This is a genomic window from Vibrio sp. J2-4 (assembly GCF_021728155.1).
In the GTDB taxonomy this organism is placed as follows: Bacteria; Pseudomonadota; Gammaproteobacteria; order Enterobacterales; family Vibrionaceae; genus Vibrio; species Vibrio diabolicus.
In genome coordinates this window covers 781,544-795,926 of the sequence record NZ_JAKKCN010000002.1, presented here as the reverse complement: position 1 = coordinate 795,926, position 14,383 = coordinate 781,544, and the positions used below count along the sequence as shown (strand labels likewise).

At 43.7% G+C, this 14,383-nt stretch carries 13 protein-coding genes; 5 read left to right on the top strand and 8 right to left on the bottom strand.

Annotated elements, in window-relative coordinates:
• The first annotated feature begins 160 nt into the window (after window positions 1-160).
• The 4 genes from L3V32_RS09060 (at window position 161) to L3V32_RS09045 (ending at window position 4,157) form a co-directional block, all read left to right on the top strand.
• Complete coding sequence (locus L3V32_RS09060) at window positions 161-1,492, top strand: paraquat-inducible protein A (protein WP_006742665.1); 1,332 nt, start codon at window positions 161-163, stop codon at window positions 1,490-1,492.
• The gene (gene pqiB, locus L3V32_RS09055; protein ID WP_237284136.1) at window positions 1,485-3,131 is read left to right on the top strand and encodes an intermembrane transport protein PqiB; all 1,647 of its coding nucleotides are present in this window, start codon (window positions 1,485-1,487) and stop codon (window positions 3,129-3,131) included. Before L3V32_RS09060 ends, pqiB begins: the two co-directional genes overlap by 8 nt.
• Window positions 3,131-3,709: a membrane integrity-associated transporter subunit PqiC gene (locus L3V32_RS09050; protein ID WP_226420942.1), complete on the top strand. Its 579-nt coding sequence runs from the start codon at window positions 3,131-3,133 to the stop codon at window positions 3,707-3,709. Before pqiB ends, L3V32_RS09050 begins: the two co-directional genes overlap by 1 nt.
• A 208-nt stretch (window positions 3,710-3,917) precedes the next feature.
• Window positions 3,918-4,157, top strand: coding sequence for a hypothetical protein (locus tag L3V32_RS09045; protein ID WP_005397103.1), 240 nt, complete (start codon window positions 3,918-3,920; stop codon window positions 4,155-4,157).
• A gap of 65 nt (window positions 4,158-4,222) precedes the next feature.
• On the opposite strand, the gene L3V32_RS09040 is transcribed toward L3V32_RS09045, so the two are convergent.
• The 8 genes from L3V32_RS09040 to sohB form a co-directional block, all read right to left on the bottom strand.
• Window positions 4,223-6,061 carry an extracellular solute-binding protein gene (locus L3V32_RS09040; RefSeq protein WP_237284135.1) on the bottom strand — a complete coding sequence of 613 codons (1,839 nt, stop codon included), beginning with the start codon at window positions 6,059-6,061 and terminating at the stop codon, window positions 4,223-4,225.
• Window positions 6,062-6,558: 497 nt separating this feature from the next.
• On the bottom strand, window positions 6,559-7,260 hold the full coding sequence (gene pyrF / locus L3V32_RS09035) for an orotidine-5'-phosphate decarboxylase (protein WP_237284134.1): 702 nt from the start codon (window positions 7,258-7,260) through the stop codon (window positions 6,559-6,561).
• Window positions 7,261-7,343: 83 nt separating this feature from the next.
• Window positions 7,344-8,519 carry a lipopolysaccharide assembly protein LapB gene (gene lapB / locus L3V32_RS09030; protein ID WP_005376665.1) on the bottom strand — a complete coding sequence of 392 codons (1,176 nt, stop codon included), beginning with the start codon at window positions 8,517-8,519 and terminating at the stop codon, window positions 7,344-7,346.
• A gap of 18 nt (window positions 8,520-8,537) precedes the next feature.
• A complete protein-coding gene (locus tag L3V32_RS09025) occupies window positions 8,538-8,834 on the bottom strand; it encodes a LapA family protein (protein WP_005397112.1) in 297 nt (98 codons plus the stop codon).
• A gap of 263 nt (window positions 8,835-9,097) precedes the next feature.
• Window positions 9,098-9,379, bottom strand: a complete 282-nt coding sequence (gene ihfB / locus L3V32_RS09020) for an integration host factor subunit beta (protein WP_005385816.1) — start codon at window positions 9,377-9,379, stop codon at window positions 9,098-9,100.
• A gap of 213 nt (window positions 9,380-9,592) precedes the next feature.
• Complete coding sequence (gene rpsA, locus L3V32_RS09015) at window positions 9,593-11,263, bottom strand: 30S ribosomal protein S1 (RefSeq protein ID WP_005385817.1); 1,671 nt, start codon at window positions 11,261-11,263, stop codon at window positions 9,593-9,595.
• Between the two features lie 110 nt (window positions 11,264-11,373).
• Window positions 11,374-12,054: a (d)CMP kinase gene (gene cmk / locus L3V32_RS09010; protein WP_005397113.1), complete on the bottom strand. Its 681-nt coding sequence runs from the start codon at window positions 12,052-12,054 to the stop codon at window positions 11,374-11,376.
• A gap of 208 nt (window positions 12,055-12,262) precedes the next feature.
• Window positions 12,263-13,324, bottom strand: a complete 1,062-nt coding sequence (sohB, locus tag L3V32_RS09005; protein WP_005385819.1) for a protease SohB — start codon at window positions 13,322-13,324, stop codon at window positions 12,263-12,265.
• A 254-nt stretch (window positions 13,325-13,578) separates the two neighbouring features.
• Here sohB and L3V32_RS09000 point away from each other — a divergent pair, with 254 nt between their 5' ends.
• On the top strand, window positions 13,579-14,325 hold the full coding sequence (locus L3V32_RS09000) for a YciK family oxidoreductase (RefSeq protein WP_046874431.1): 747 nt from the start codon (window positions 13,579-13,581) through the stop codon (window positions 14,323-14,325).
• Window positions 14,326-14,383: the final 58 nt, after the last annotated feature.

Below are 14,383 nucleotides of genomic sequence, written 5' to 3'. Positions count from 1 at the left end.
TTCGCAGTAAAATAATGCGCCAAACGCGACTTTGTTTATATCTTAGAGCTTCCATATACTATGATGCCAAAAGTAAGAAACTCGTAAACTCCTGAATCAAAACAAGCGTGTCTAATGAAAAAAGAGTATTCTTAGGACAAATGAATCCAAAACCTACCCGATGAGTATTCAACCTAATTCCCGTCAGTTAATTTCATGCGAAGAATGCGGCCTTGTTGTTCGTATTCCCGATATCGATCAAGGGCAAAAAGCTCAATGTCCTCGATGCGCACATTCTCTGACAAAAGTGAATGCTAAGCCCTATCAAAGCGTGATCGCCATTTCATCGGCATGTTTGATCATGTTGGTGTTAAGCATTTCTTTCCCTTTTATGTCGTTCAGTGTGCAAGGGCTATCGCAAGAAATCACCTTATTGCATGCAGCCAAAATGCTGGCTGAATTTCAAAATGTACTTTTAGGTGTGTTGCTTCTCGCAACGGTCGTCGTATTGCCTGCTATCTATGTCGGTCTCATTCTCTTTCTTCATCTCGAAGCATTAAAAGCGCGTAAACATACGCCATCCAAAAAACAACAACGAATGGCGAAAGTTTTATGTCGCCTTCTGTTTCGAGTCGAACCCTGGCTGATGGTCGATGTATTCTTGATTGGCGTATTAGTCAGCTTAATTAAAATCGCTTCTCTGGCAGACATTGGAATGGGGACTTCATTCTGGGCGTTCTGCGTTTATACCGTACTGGTAGTCAAATGTATTTCTATGGTTGACAAAAGCTGGCTCTGGGGACACTTCATTCCAGCCATCGTGCTGCCCGATGTAAATGAGGGCGATACGCACCATAACCACAACCATATTGGTTGCCATACGTGTCATCAACTCAACCCAATTGAAGCGAAAAAGCACCAATACTGCATTCGTTGTAAAAGCCCTATTCATAAATACAACCCAGCAGATAATTTACAAAAAGCTTGGGCGCTTTTGTTTGCGTCAGTCATTTTCTATATCCCCGCGAACCTTTATCCAATGATGTATACCGTAAGCCTTGGACATTCAGAAGGTTCAACTATCATGGAAGGGGTAATACTGCTTTGGCATTTAGGTTCTTACCCTATTGCGATGGTAATTTTCTTTGCTAGCGTATTCATTCCAATGGCGAAAATGCTGGCACTCGCGTGGCTGTATTACAATGCGCAAAAAGCGCGATATCTTCCTCCTGAAGAAAGTATTTCACGCTTAAAGATATACCGCTTAACTGAGTTTATTGGTCGCTGGTCCATGATCGATATCTTTGTCGTCGCCATCTTAGTTGCACTGGTTCAGTTGCAAAACTTAATGGCGATTTATCCAGGCCCTGCTGCGCTCTCTTTCGCGGCAGTGGTCATTTTCACTATGCTTTCTGCAATGATATTTGACTCACGTTTGTTGTGGCAGTTGCCACAAAACGAAGTGCAGGAGCCGATTTCTGACAACTTAAACGAGAAAGCCAAATATGAGTGATGAGAACAACGTAACCGCTCAAATAAAACCGCAAAAGCAGATTTCTGCGATCTGGATTGTCCCGATCCTTGCGCTAGCCATGGGAGCGTGGATGCTGTTCCAATACATCAACAGTACAGGCCCACAAATTACTCTCCAACTGCCGACCGCAGATGGGATTGAGGTTGGTAAAACCGAGATCCGAGCATTGAATGTTAAAGTCGGTCTGATTACCGAAGTCACTCTCAGTGAAAACTACGATCACATCATCGCTAAGGCGCAGATGAATAAAGACGCGAAGCGCATGCTGCGAGATGACACCATGTTCTGGGTGGTGAAGCCGCGTATTGGTCGTGATGGTGTTTCAGGTTTAGAGACCTTGCTGTCTGGCGCTTATATCCAACTTCAGCCGGGTAAATCTAAAGTAGAAAAGGAGCACTTTACGGTATTAGATGTTCCACCAGTCGCTTCTCCTGATGCAGAAGGCCTGCGCCTTGTGTTAACACACCGCGAAGCCGGTAAACTAGGTGTTGGTGATCCGGTTATTTATAAAGGCTTTACCGTTGGTCGTGTAGAGAAAACCAGCTTTGATGTTGATGCTCGCAAGGCGCTGTATCAACTCTTTATTTTCAAACCTTATGACAGTTTAGTGCGCACTCGTACTAAGTTTTGGCTGAATTCTGGTGTTGATTTACAGCTCAATGCCGAAGGGTTTGAAGTTAAGTTTGGCTCGCTAGAGAGCATGCTAACGGGTGGCGTTACCTTCGATACTGTTCCAGGTCTTGAGTCCGGTGAACCACTCACAGAAGACATGGTTAACTTCCGCTTGTACGATGATATTAAGCAGCTGAGAGAAGGCATGTACGATGACTACATTGAGTTCGTCATGTTATTTGATGAATCAGTACGTGGCTTAAAAGCGAATGCGCCTGTTGAGTACCGCGGTCTTCGTATCGGTACCGTGACGAGAGTACCGATGCGTTTACCAACACCAGAAGAAAACTTCTCTGCGAAAAAAATTCCTGTTTTGGTGCGCGTTGAGCTCGGTCGAGTGTACGGAGATTTAGAATCCCAATCTTTATCTATGTTCAAAGAGAAGTTGAAGGAAGAGTTTGCTCGCGGTCTCCGTGGCACCTTAAAGACTGGTAACTTGTTAACTGGCGCGCTTTATATTGATGCAGACTTTTATCCTAATGATGATCAGTACGTTCCAAGTGAATATGAAGGTTTAGATGTATTTCCAACCATGCGTGGTGGTTTTGCCCAAGTTCAGCGCCAAGTTAACGACTTCCTAAATAAGATTAATAGCTTACCAATGGAAGAAACGCTTAACTCTCTCAATTCAACGTTAAAAACGTCGGAAAAGACGTTGGCGTCAGCAGAACGTGTCGCGGACAGTATTGATAAACTTTTAAATCAAAAAGAGACGCAAGAGATCCCAACAGATATTCGCCAAAGCTTGCAGCAGTTGCAAAAAACACTCGATGGTTATGGACCAAACTCAACCATGTACAATGAAATGGAAGCCACGCTCAAAGAACTAGAAAGCGTGATGACAGAGTTTAAACCCGTACTTAAACAGCTAAACGAAAAGCCAAACTCTCTCGTGTTTGGAGAAGATGAAATCAGTGACCCAATCCCAGTTAAAGGCCAAAACTAATGAAACGAGTATTCTTTTTGTCTATCGCGCTATTTGTCGGTCTAACGGGTTGCAGTAGTGCTCCAGAAACTAAAGGGGCTTTGTACCTTCTACCTAAGGCGGAACCAGTGACGCTGAGCTCTTCTGATATCTCACAGCGCCCTACTTTAGTTGTTCGTCCAGTAAAACTGGCAAGTTATTTAAACGACAGTGGTATCGTTTACCGAACCTCTGAGACTCAAGTTATCCAGGCAAGAAACAATCAATGGGCGCATAGTATTTCCGAGCAAATCACTCAGAGAGTCGTCACAGAACTACGCCACAAACAGACTCATTACTGGCCGACTGAAATGAACAACCTGTTGGATCAAAATGGTGAAGCCAAACTACAGCTGACGTTAAATAAATTTAATGGTAGCTACAAAGGCAATATCGAAATTGAGGGTGAATGGTTACTCATCAATGCTGAAGGTAAGGTAGAAAACAGTGCACCAATACAAATCTCTCAGCCTCTAAAGGACGAAGGCTATGGAGCACTTGTCGACGCACTATCCGTCGGGTTGGAAGAACTGACTTCGGACATTGCCAAAAAAATCTAAGATCGATGTTAATTACAGGGAAGCAAGTCGCTTCCCTTTTTTGTACTGCAAGAAGTTTTTTCGATCGAAATAGATGTAGATAATCAAGCGAGACAAATTGATCTTAGTCAGACTGCAATCCGTTCTTTGGTGCTACTCTACGGCAAAATATAAAGCCCCATCCTATGACCTTATGTAGAGGTCTTGTTGATAAGGTTCTTGAGTAGCAATGTCGATTAACATTTCCGATTTAACCACCGCCCTAAATAAGGTGGAGCATATTCATAAAGTTCAGCTTGAAAATGTGCATCAGTTCTTTAAAGCAAACGAAGCTTTCTCGGTAAAAACGTTCAGCCAACTAATATCTAGTGACTCACTTGATGAGCGATTTAAAACCATCGACAAGGCCTTCTCTTTGCTTGGTGATGTGAAAACCTACCTTTTAGAAGCGTCCTACTTAGTTAAGTAAAAATAAAAAAGCCCCTGTAACTTAATTACCGGGGCTTTCATTTTTATCACCGCTAAGTTGTGGAGTTACAACTTGTAGCGATCATCAATGACCGTTGTCTCTGGGAAGGTTTTACCCTCGTCCATCGCTTCCTCAGTCTCTTCTTTTACTTTGCTATCGATCCAGAAATTACCAATATCCATTGGATGAAGCACCCATTCTGTCGCTTTTGTCATGCCATCTTTAGGAATTTTAACCCAGCGCCAATGTGCAACTCGAGAATAAGGCACCATGTATCCAGGAACAATGATATTCGCTTTGCTGACATAGTTTTGGATTTGATGCGATAAATCGTAACGCTTCTCCTGATCAAACTCAGAGTCATAAGCTTCAATCAACTGGTCCAGCTCAGGGCTGCTGTAGTTGGTGTGAGCATTCGTTTGTGGTCGATTCGCATTATCCGAGTGTAGATATTCCCAATACGCAGGAATCTCACCAGAACCCATATTCAAGAACGCTAACTGATGCTTTTTCTCAAGAATGTATTTAAACGCAGATGAACCATCAACCAAGTTTAACGTGAACTCAAGACCAGCAAGTTTCGCTTGCTCTTTCAAGTACGCAATACGCGGTGTCCAAGAGTTGTATCCATAGGTGATAGCAAAGCTCAAGCGTTGGCCCTTGTCGTTGACACGAATACCATCTGCGCCAACTTTGTCAAAGCCCGCTTTTTCGAAATGTTTAACCGCCGCATCGGCATCAAACTTAGGCGGTGTATTGTTAGGATCATCGTATTCGCCATGACCAAAGCCGAGTCCATGCGGTTTACGTGAATAATCTCCACGCATGATATTTTCAATCATGCCGTCATAGTCAGTGGCTGCCATAACGCCTTTGCGCACTTCTAGGCTATCCAACATCGGCATCGCGGTGTTCATCCAAAGACCACCAGCGCCTTGTGGTGCTTCGTTAAAGCCCCAGTACTTTTGGATATAGCCTTTTTTGTACACATCACTATCGGTTTTGTCATGCCAAAAGCTTGGTAGCACCATCTCAAAGTAGTCCAAGTTGCCTTTCTCAAAGTGCTTCATGGCAATATCAGGATCGCGAATCACCTTAATGCGGACTTTTTCTACGTTGTAACGGTTTTTATAGTAGCGGTTGTTATACCCCCACCAATCTTCGCCCACGTGTTTGAATGTCACGCTCTTACCTTTCTTCACTTTATCAATGTAGTAAGGCGCCGCAGTTGGCTCAGATTTAAAGTTGAACTTTCTGACGAAGTTATCAGGCATGCCATCGTTATTTGCGTCCTTTTCTCCTTCAAAGAAGTGTTCCGGACGAGGCTGAAAACCATTACTCGGCATGTTAATCATAACCATGAGCGAGTCATGACTTTGAGCTACAGCAAGATTGACTTTGATCGTGTAGTCGTCAATTTTTTCAACACCAACAACGCTGTTCGTGAAGAAGTCGTTGTACCACGGGTCGATAATGTCTTTTGACGTGTAGTACTTCATCATAAAGACGTAATCATCTGCCGTAATTTTTTCACCATCTGACCACTCGGCCGTTTCATCAAGCTTAAAGAATACGGTTTTGTTGTCCTCTCCAAATGCCCATGACTTAGCAAGTTGGGGGATCCATTTACCAGTATTTGGATGACGCTGAGCAAGCTTTGGTGAACCATCCATTAAATATTGGCGCAAGCCGGAGTTCGCATCTGGACCAACACTTCGTAATGTCTGAGGAAAGCTCTGAATGTAAGTACGATAAGTACCACCTCGTACCGCTTCTTCAGAGGCGAACAGAGGTTCATTGTTATTTGAAATCCATTCTATATCAGCAGGTAGCTCTGCCGCACTCAGTTGAAAACTGGCAGCGGTCAGTGTTGCAAGTACTGAAAATGGCAGTTTTTTAGTCATGTTTCTTCCTTGTTGTGTTTGCGATTAAGGTCGTAGCAAGGAAGACGGAGTGTGAAAGCTGCAAATAGAAAATACGCAGATAGGAAATAATAGGAGCGTAATATGAAGTGACTTCCTGCCAGCTTCTATATTAATTTCAAAGAGTTTCACTAGGTCATCCTAGACCTTACAACGCAGTGAATGCATCTTCGCCATAGTATTCTTTAGGCTTTTGTAACGCAAGTCATCAATAATACATGGTCGCATTTTCTATGCATCACAGTGAGTTATGTTACAAAAGTGTGATCGATACAGTACCAAGCCCTACTTTTCTCATAATAAACCGTAGAACCTTTATCCGAATAAGCTCCCCCCTACACCAATTAAAGCAAGCAAGTAAGCGAGCAGATATAACTGGTTAAAATGAGCAGTTACTTACTACGGTTGGTATTTTTATTAGATACAAAAAAGGTGAGGCATCACAGCCTCACCTTTCTTTATACAATACAAGACTGTGCTTACATACTAGACAAGCTATCATTGATCGATTTCAACACTGCAGCAGGATCCACAGCTTGAGTAATTGGACGCCCAATAACAAGATAGTCAGAGCCTGACTGAATAGCCTCTACTGGTGTCATGATACGGCGCTGGTCACCTTGCTCAGAGCCAGCAGGTCGGATTCCTGGTGTAACTAACTTAAAGTCTTGACCAAGTTCGCTCTTAAGCAATGAAGACTCTTGAGCTGAACATACGACACCATCTAAACCAGCGTTTTTGGTCAATGTCGCCAGACGAATAACTTGATCCTGAGGCGCAATGTTCAAACCAATACCCGCTAAATCACTTTGTTCCATACTGGTTAGTACCGTTACTCCAATCAGAAGTGGGCGATCTTTACCGTATGGCTCAAGAATTTCACGTGATGCCGTCATCATGCGCTCACCACCGCTCGCATGCACATTCACCATCCAAATCCCTAATTCCGCGGCTGCGCGGACCGCCTTAGAACACGTATTTGGAATATCGTGAAATTTCAAATCCAAGAAGACTGAGAAACCACGTTTGTGGAGTTCACGTACGAAATCAGGACCAAATAGCGTAAACATTTCCTTGCCAACTTTTAGGCGACATGACGCAGGATCAATTCTATCTACAAACGCAAGTGCGTCTGCTTGGTTATCATAATCCAGTGCGACAATAACTTTTTGGTCGATCATTTCATCTCCTAACTATTTTGGTTCTTATTAAATAAAAAGTTAAAAAAATGCAGCGGACAGAAACTCTGTCAGCTGCATTAAAATTATTCACCATCCAATCCGCGGATTGGCTTGATCGTCCCCCACCCTTTACAGGATGGGCAGTGCCAATAAAGGGAATGAGTAGAAAACCCACACTTCCGGCATCGGTAGTGTGGTTTCACTTTTAACTGTTCACCCACCATCGCTTGTAGCGTCGATAGACTGTCCTTCGCGCGACCGTCTTCTGCTTCAGCAATGTGGTAGTCAATTAATCGATAAAAGCCCTTCATGGTTGGATTTTTCAGCAGCTGTTTGGTCAGCAGCTCTTGTGCAGCCCCGACGTTCTCGTGGTGAGCAACCAACTGAGCCAACATTAACTCGGCTGATACGCCTGCTTTCTTATCAATACAAGCTCGCAGAAACTCTACAAGTTCATCTTCCTGGCCCAAATGATGGTAGCACTCTGCAATGGTTGGTAAGACATCGCTGATAAAGTCTTTGTCTTGCTCAAGCACACCCGTCAGGTATTTTATCGTGTGTTTATAATCTTCAGACTCTAGATAAATTCGTCCCAAAGCAATACTCGCTCGAACACACTTTGGGTCTTCTGCTAGGGCTTTTTTAAAGTGCTGTATTGCCTTATTAGTATTACCATCGGCTTGGTCGAGCATTGCAATTTCACACCAAAAATGCGCAATATTCGCACGCATTCTGGAGCGTTTATTACCCAACTTAGCCAATTGATTGGCGTAATAAATTGCTTTTTCCCATTCACGTGTTTGTTGGTAAATGGTTACCAATTGCTGAAGGGCCGCTTCTTTGTAATCTGGCTCTTCGACTAACTGTTCGAAGATTTTCTCTGCACGATCGAGAAAACCAGAGACCATGTAATCTTTCGCCAACTGTTGAAGTGCAAGATTCTTTTGATCCAGTGTTAAGCCAGAGCGAGAAATGAGATTTTGGTGAATTCGGATTGCACGGTCGACTTCGCCACGAGACCGGAATAGGTTACCCAACGCAAGGTGGGTATCGATGGTCTCGTTATCAACTTGGAGCAATTCAATAAAGTGATCGACAGCCTTATCTGATTGGTCAGAGAGCAGCAGATTAAGACCCGTCATATACTGACGAGAGATTTGATGAGATTGCTTCTGCTTGTCTTGCTGAGCGCTGCGATGCCCCATATACCAGCCATACGCAGCAGCTATAGGCAACAACAAGAAGAGTAGTTCAAGCATTAAAGTTAAGCCTTATCCTTATGCCTGTTTTTCGATGGCTGGCTTATCAGCAGGTTTGTTTGCATCTGTAGGTTCGTACTTTTTCAGTTTTTTCTTTAAACGACGAACTTGTAGCTGAGTTTTCAGCTGGATACTACCAAAGATAACCCACGCTAAAGCAAAGCCAACCACAAATACCACACCTAATAGTGTAGATAAGTGGAACTCTCCTTTGGCTAGAAGATAGTTAAAAGTCACGAGCTCTTGGTTTTGGGAACCTAACGCCAATGCAATTAAAAAGAGAGCTAAAACAGCAACGATTTTTATAATTTTCATTTACATCACCCTTCTAGGAGTAAGTCGGTAAGATTATGCAGGAAAATACTTCTTCAGACTACGTATATTAGCAATAATCTATACCCAAGTAACCTCAAGATGCTTAGTTTGTAGACACGCCTAGAAGTTAAAGTTACTTGGGTGTAGAAAGCTGCAAAGAAAACAGCCAGAATCAACAGCTCGCTTCGTAAACTGCTTGGATACATTACAAAAAAGCGGCATACACAAACGTATGCCGCTTTTTTCAAACTAATAAGAGTGCGTTAGCCAATATTTACACGCTCACGAAGCTCTTTACCAGGTTTGAAATGTGGAACGTATTTACCTTCCAATTCCACTTTATCGCCCGTTTTAGGGTTACGACCTACGCGAGGCTCGCGGTAATGAAGAGAAAAACTACCAAAGCCGCGGATCTCGATACGGTCACCGCTCTCTAGCGTAGAGGCCATGTGCTCTAAAATATCTTTTACAGCATCCTCTACCTCTTTCGCTGATAAGTGTGTTTGCTCAGCGCAGAGTCTTTCAATCAGTTCAGACTTAGTCATAGTTGCCCTCTTTGAGTATCTTTATCACTTATTATAGTAAGTAATACTAATTCCAACAAACACTTGCTGACAATTCTAGACAAATTTTATGCAAAATGCGCAATGAAGAAATGCCTTTTATTAAGATAGTTTACCGTCATTAGTATTACTACTTAAATATGCTCAAATATAAAAAAGGAGCCTTGCGGCTCCTTTTTTGCTTAAGCGAGTATATTATTCGCCTTTAGCAGCTTTGAAAGCGTCAGCCATTGCGTTACCGAATGCATTGTCATCTTGCTTGTTGATAGATGCCATTGCTTCTTGCTCGTCAGCTTCGTCTTTAGCTTTGATAGATAGGTTGATTACGCGGTTCTTACGGTCTACACCTGTGAACTTAGCTTCAACAACATCACCAGCGCTTAGGATTAGAGAAGCATCTTCTACGCGATCGCGAGATACTTCAGAAGCACGGATGTAACCTTCAACGCCTTCTGCGATTTCAACAGTAGCGCCTTTAGCGTCAACAGCAGTTACAGTAGCGTTAACTAGAACACCTTTCTTGTTGTCAGCAACGTAAGCATTGAATGGGTCGTTTTCCATTTGCTTGATGCCTAGAGAGATGCGCTCACGCTCAGCGTCTACTGCTAGAACAACTGCAGAGATCTCGTCGCCTTTCTTGTACTCACGTACAGCTTCTTCGCCAGCAACATTCCAAGAAATGTCAGATAGGTGAACTAGACCGTCGATGCCGCCTTCTAGACCGATGAAGATACCGAAGTCAGTGATAGACTTGATCTTACCAGTAACTTTGTCGCCTTTAGCTTGTGCTTCAGCGAATGACTGCCATGGGTTAGCTTTACACTGTTTCAGACCTAGAGAGATACGACGACGTTCTTCGTCGATTTCAAGAACCATAACCTCAACTTCGTCGCCAACATTAACAACTTTAGAAGGGTGGATGTTCTTGTTAGTCCAATCCATTTCTGAAACGTGAACTAGACCTTCAACGCCTTCTTCGATTTCAACGAAGCAGCCGTAGTCAGTTAGGTTAGTTACGCGACCAGTTAGTTTGTGACCTTCTGGGTAACGCTTAGCGATTGCTACCCATGGATCTTCGCCTAGTTGCTTAAGGCCTAGTGATACGCGAGTACGCTCACGGTCGAACTTAAGAACTTTAACTTGGATCTCGTCACCAACATTAACGATTTCAGATGGGTGCTTAACGCGCTTCCAAGCCATATCAGTGATATGTAGAAGACCGTCAACGCCACCTAGGTCAACGAACGCACCGTAGTCAGTAAGGTTCTTAACGATACCTTTAACTTCAGAACCTTCTTGTAGAGTTTCTAGAAGCTCGTCACGCTCAACGCTGTTTTCAGATTCGATAACAGCACGACGTGAAACAACTACGTTGTTACGTTTTTGGTCAAGTTTGATAACTTTGAACTCTAGCTCTTTGTTTTCTAGGTGAGCAGTGTCGCGGATTGGACGTACGTCTACTAGAGAGCCAGGAAGGAAAGCACGGATACCGTTTAGTTCAACAGTGAAACCGCCTTTAACTTTACCGTTGATGATACCAACAACAGTTTCAGCTTCTTCGTAAGCTTTCTCAAGTACGATCCAAGCTTCGTGACGCTTAGCTTTCTCACGAGAAAGTTGAGTTTCACCGAAACCATCTTCAACAGCGTCTAGAGCTACGTCTACTTCAGCGCCAACTTCAACTTCAAGTTCGCCAGCAGCGTTCTTGAACTGTTCAGCAGGGATAGCAGATTCAGACTTAAGACCAGCGTCAACAAGAACGAAACCGTTCTCGATAGCTACTACAGTACCTTTAACGATGCTGCCTTGTTGGAATTCTGTTTCGTTTAGAAACTCTTCAAAGAGTTGAGCAAAAGATTCAGTCATTTAGTTAATCTTCAATAAATTAAACGTCCACGGGTATCCTACCGCATGGGGTTATTAAATTCGCCAGTCATCATCCTTGCGACCAACGCTCTTAGTCTAGCCGAGTATCATTACTCAGCTAGCTTCGATTCGATATATTGTAGTGCCTTTTCTACTACTTCGTCGATAGTCATCGACGTAGAATCTAGCACAAGCGCATCCTCAGCAGGGCGTAGTGGCGCCACTGGGCGGTTACGATCTCGGTCGTCACGCTCTTGGATCTCGCTTAAAAGGTCAGCAAATTTAACATCTAACCCTTTCTCTTGCAACTGTTTAAGGCGTCGATTTGCACGCTCTTCTGCGCTCGCATCAAGGAAGATTTTCGCTTGTGCACTTGGGAATACAATTGTGCCCATATCACGACCATCAGCCACTAGGCCCGGAGCGGCCTCAAATGCACGCTGACGACGTAATAATGCTTCACGAACACGTGGCAGAGCCGCAACTTTAGATGCTGCCATACCCGTTTCTTCTTTGCGAAGCTCCCCTGACACATCTTCGCCTTCTAGAACGACCTTCACTAAGTCACCCTCTGCGATAAATTGAACGTCTAGGTGTGTTGCCAGTGGGACAAGTGCGTCTTCTGACTCTGTGTCGACACCGTGGTGAATCGCAGCGAGTGCAAGTACACGATAAATTGCGCCAGAATCTAAGAGTTGGAAACCCAACTTTTTCGCCAGCAACATACATAAAGTGCCTTTACCTGCACCACTAGGTCCATCTACGGTTACAACCGGAGTTTGAGAGGACATGTTCTTCTCCACCTATAGTTTCTTTTCAGCAATTTGCTCGGTTTTCGAGGCGCGCATTATACGGGTAATCGCCCTTTGGAGCGAGGAAAAATGTCGTGTAAAGCATTACACCTAATGCGCAATTGGATTCATCAATAAACATAAGGTTCAACAAAAACGGCGAGAGCTTCCACCCTCGCCGTTTTAAATGTCATGATCTTAGGTTCGATTAAACAATCGGTTTTTGGCCACGCTCAGCTAACTTTAAGATCACACTGTCAGCAACTTTGCCCGCGACACCTGCTAGCTTGTCTGCCAGCTTTTTCTTCTGCACATAATGCACAGAAAGTACGGTTTTATCTTTGCATGCCGCAACAACGATATCATCAGATGTACTAATGTCATCCACCAAACCAAGCTCTTTCGCTTGTGTACCGAACCAGTGCTCACCTGTGGCTACTTTGTCTAGGTCCAAACTAGGACGACGCTCGCGAATAAAGTCTTTAAACAAGACATGTGTTTCTTCAAGCTCTTGCTTAAACTTATCGCGCGCTTTATCGGTATTCTCACCAAACATCGTTAGCGTGCGTTTATATTCACCCGCGGTTAGTTGTTCGTACTCAATGTCATGTTTCTTCAACAGTTTGTTGAAGTTAGGAATTTGTGCGATAACGCCAATAGAACCCACAATTGCAAACGGTGCAGAAACAATCTTATCTGCGACACATGCCATCATGTAACCGCCACTTGCCGCAACTTTGTCAACAGAGATGGTCAGAGGAAGACCCGCAGCTTTGATTCGGTCCAGTTGAGAAGAGGCAAGGCCGTAACCATGAACCATACCACCGCCAGATTCTAAACGAAGTAATACTTCATCACCTTCACGTGCGACAGCCAAAATAGCAGTGATCTCTTCACGTAGAGACGCAACTTCTTTTGCATCTATACTACCGTTGAAATCAAGAACGAATAGGTGTGGTTCACGCTTGCTATCTAATGAACCGTCTTTGCTCGCTTGTTTGATCTCTTTTTCACGAGATTTGTTTTTCTCTTTCTCTTCTTTCTTGACCGCTTTATCTCGAGCTTTGATGAAAGCATCGTCGTGCAAATGATGTTCTAACTGCTCAACAGATTGTTTGTGTTGCTCTGAAAGGTTGGTAATCTCTAACTCCCCTTTCGCCGCACCCGATTTGCCACCAGCCGATTTTGCAATAATGAGCAGAACAATTATCGCAGCAACCACCGTGATAATTTTGGCCAGAAACAGACCATAATCTAATAAAAATTCCAACGAGAGCTCCTTTATCTCATTTCAGATGACGTTAGTATGTTACGCAGAAACATCAGCGAGAAGGCAGCGCGGTTTGTAACCACTTGTTCTGATTGATAGCATACCTAACGAAAGTTCTGGAATTGGTATAACACATGAATTGGTGTATTGTAACCATCTTGTCACGATTACCAAGATTTTCCATTGAGAAACAGGCGTTTTTTAGCGTCAATTAACTATCATGGACCCTCTTACAATAATAAGGATTTATCGCCGTGAACTACTCCGTTTCAGCTGATGCTCTAAAAGGTAAAGTCATTCTTGTTACTGGCGCTGGTAATGGCATCGGCCGTCAAGCCGCGCTTTCTTATGCCGAGCACGGTGCAACTGTTATTCTTTTGGGTAGAAATGTGCAAAACCTTGAATCTATCTATGATGAGATTGAAGCAGCTGGCTACCCACAAGCTGCTATCATTCCTCTGGATCTCAAGGGCGCAACTAAGCAAAATTACATTGATATGGCAGAGACAATCGAAGGACAGTTTGGTCGTTTGGATGGCCTATTACACAACGCTGGTGTCTTGAGTTCGCTGTGTCCATTTGATCAAATCAAAGAGGAAGATTTCGACGATATCATGCAGATCAACGTGAAAGCAGAAGTGTTAATGACTCAAGCACTACTGCCTGTGATGCGTAAATCAGAAGCTGGGCGTATTATCTTTACCTCTTCGACCGTCGGCCACTCTGGTCGCGCGTTCTGGGGGCCATACGCTATCTCTAAGTTTGCCGTAGAAGGCATGATGCAAGTTTTGGCTGACGAGCTGAGTGATACGCCGATCCGTGTTAACGCAATTAACCCTGGAGCAACTCGTACTCGCATGCGTGAAAAAGCATACCCGGGTGAAGATGCAAATACTCTCAAAACGCCATTGGATATCATGCCGCTATATTTGCACTTAATGGATCCAGCGGTTACCGATGTGAATGGTCAGTGCATCGACGCTCAACCGAAGCGTAAATAACTAATTCAGGTTACCTCACATAATCGATTAAAAAGGCAGCAAACGCTGCCTTTTTTCA

Excerpts from the sequence above, each read along its gene's own strand:
- L3V32_RS09060 (WP_006742665.1), top strand. The coding sequence starts at position 161 with ATGAGTATTCAACCTAATTCCCGTCAGTTAATTTCATGCGAAGAATGC.
- pqiB (WP_237284136.1), top strand. The coding sequence starts at position 1,485 with ATGAGTGATGAGAACAACGTAACCGCTCAAATAAAACCGCAAAAGCAG.
- L3V32_RS09050 (WP_226420942.1), top strand. The coding sequence starts at position 3,131 with ATGAAACGAGTATTCTTTTTGTCTATCGCGCTATTTGTCGGTCTAACG.
- L3V32_RS09045 (WP_005397103.1), top strand. The coding sequence starts at position 3,918 with ATGTCGATTAACATTTCCGATTTAACCACCGCCCTAAATAAGGTGGAG.
- L3V32_RS09040 (WP_237284135.1), bottom strand. The coding sequence starts at position 6,061 with ATGACTAAAAAACTGCCATTTTCAGTACTTGCAACACTGACCGCTGCC.
- pyrF (WP_237284134.1), bottom strand. The coding sequence starts at position 7,260 with ATGATCGACCAAAAAGTTATTGTCGCACTGGATTATGATAACCAAGCA.
- lapB (WP_005376665.1), bottom strand. The coding sequence starts at position 8,519 with ATGCTTGAACTACTCTTCTTGTTGTTGCCTATAGCTGCTGCGTATGGC.
- L3V32_RS09025 (WP_005397112.1), bottom strand. The coding sequence starts at position 8,834 with ATGAAAATTATAAAAATCGTTGCTGTTTTAGCTCTCTTTTTAATTGCA.
- ihfB (WP_005385816.1), bottom strand. The coding sequence starts at position 9,379 with ATGACTAAGTCTGAACTGATTGAAAGACTCTGCGCTGAGCAAACACAC.
- rpsA (WP_005385817.1), bottom strand. The coding sequence starts at position 11,263 with ATGACTGAATCTTTTGCTCAACTCTTTGAAGAGTTTCTAAACGAAACA.
- cmk (WP_005397113.1), bottom strand. The coding sequence starts at position 12,054 with ATGTCCTCTCAAACTCCGGTTGTAACCGTAGATGGACCTAGTGGTGCA.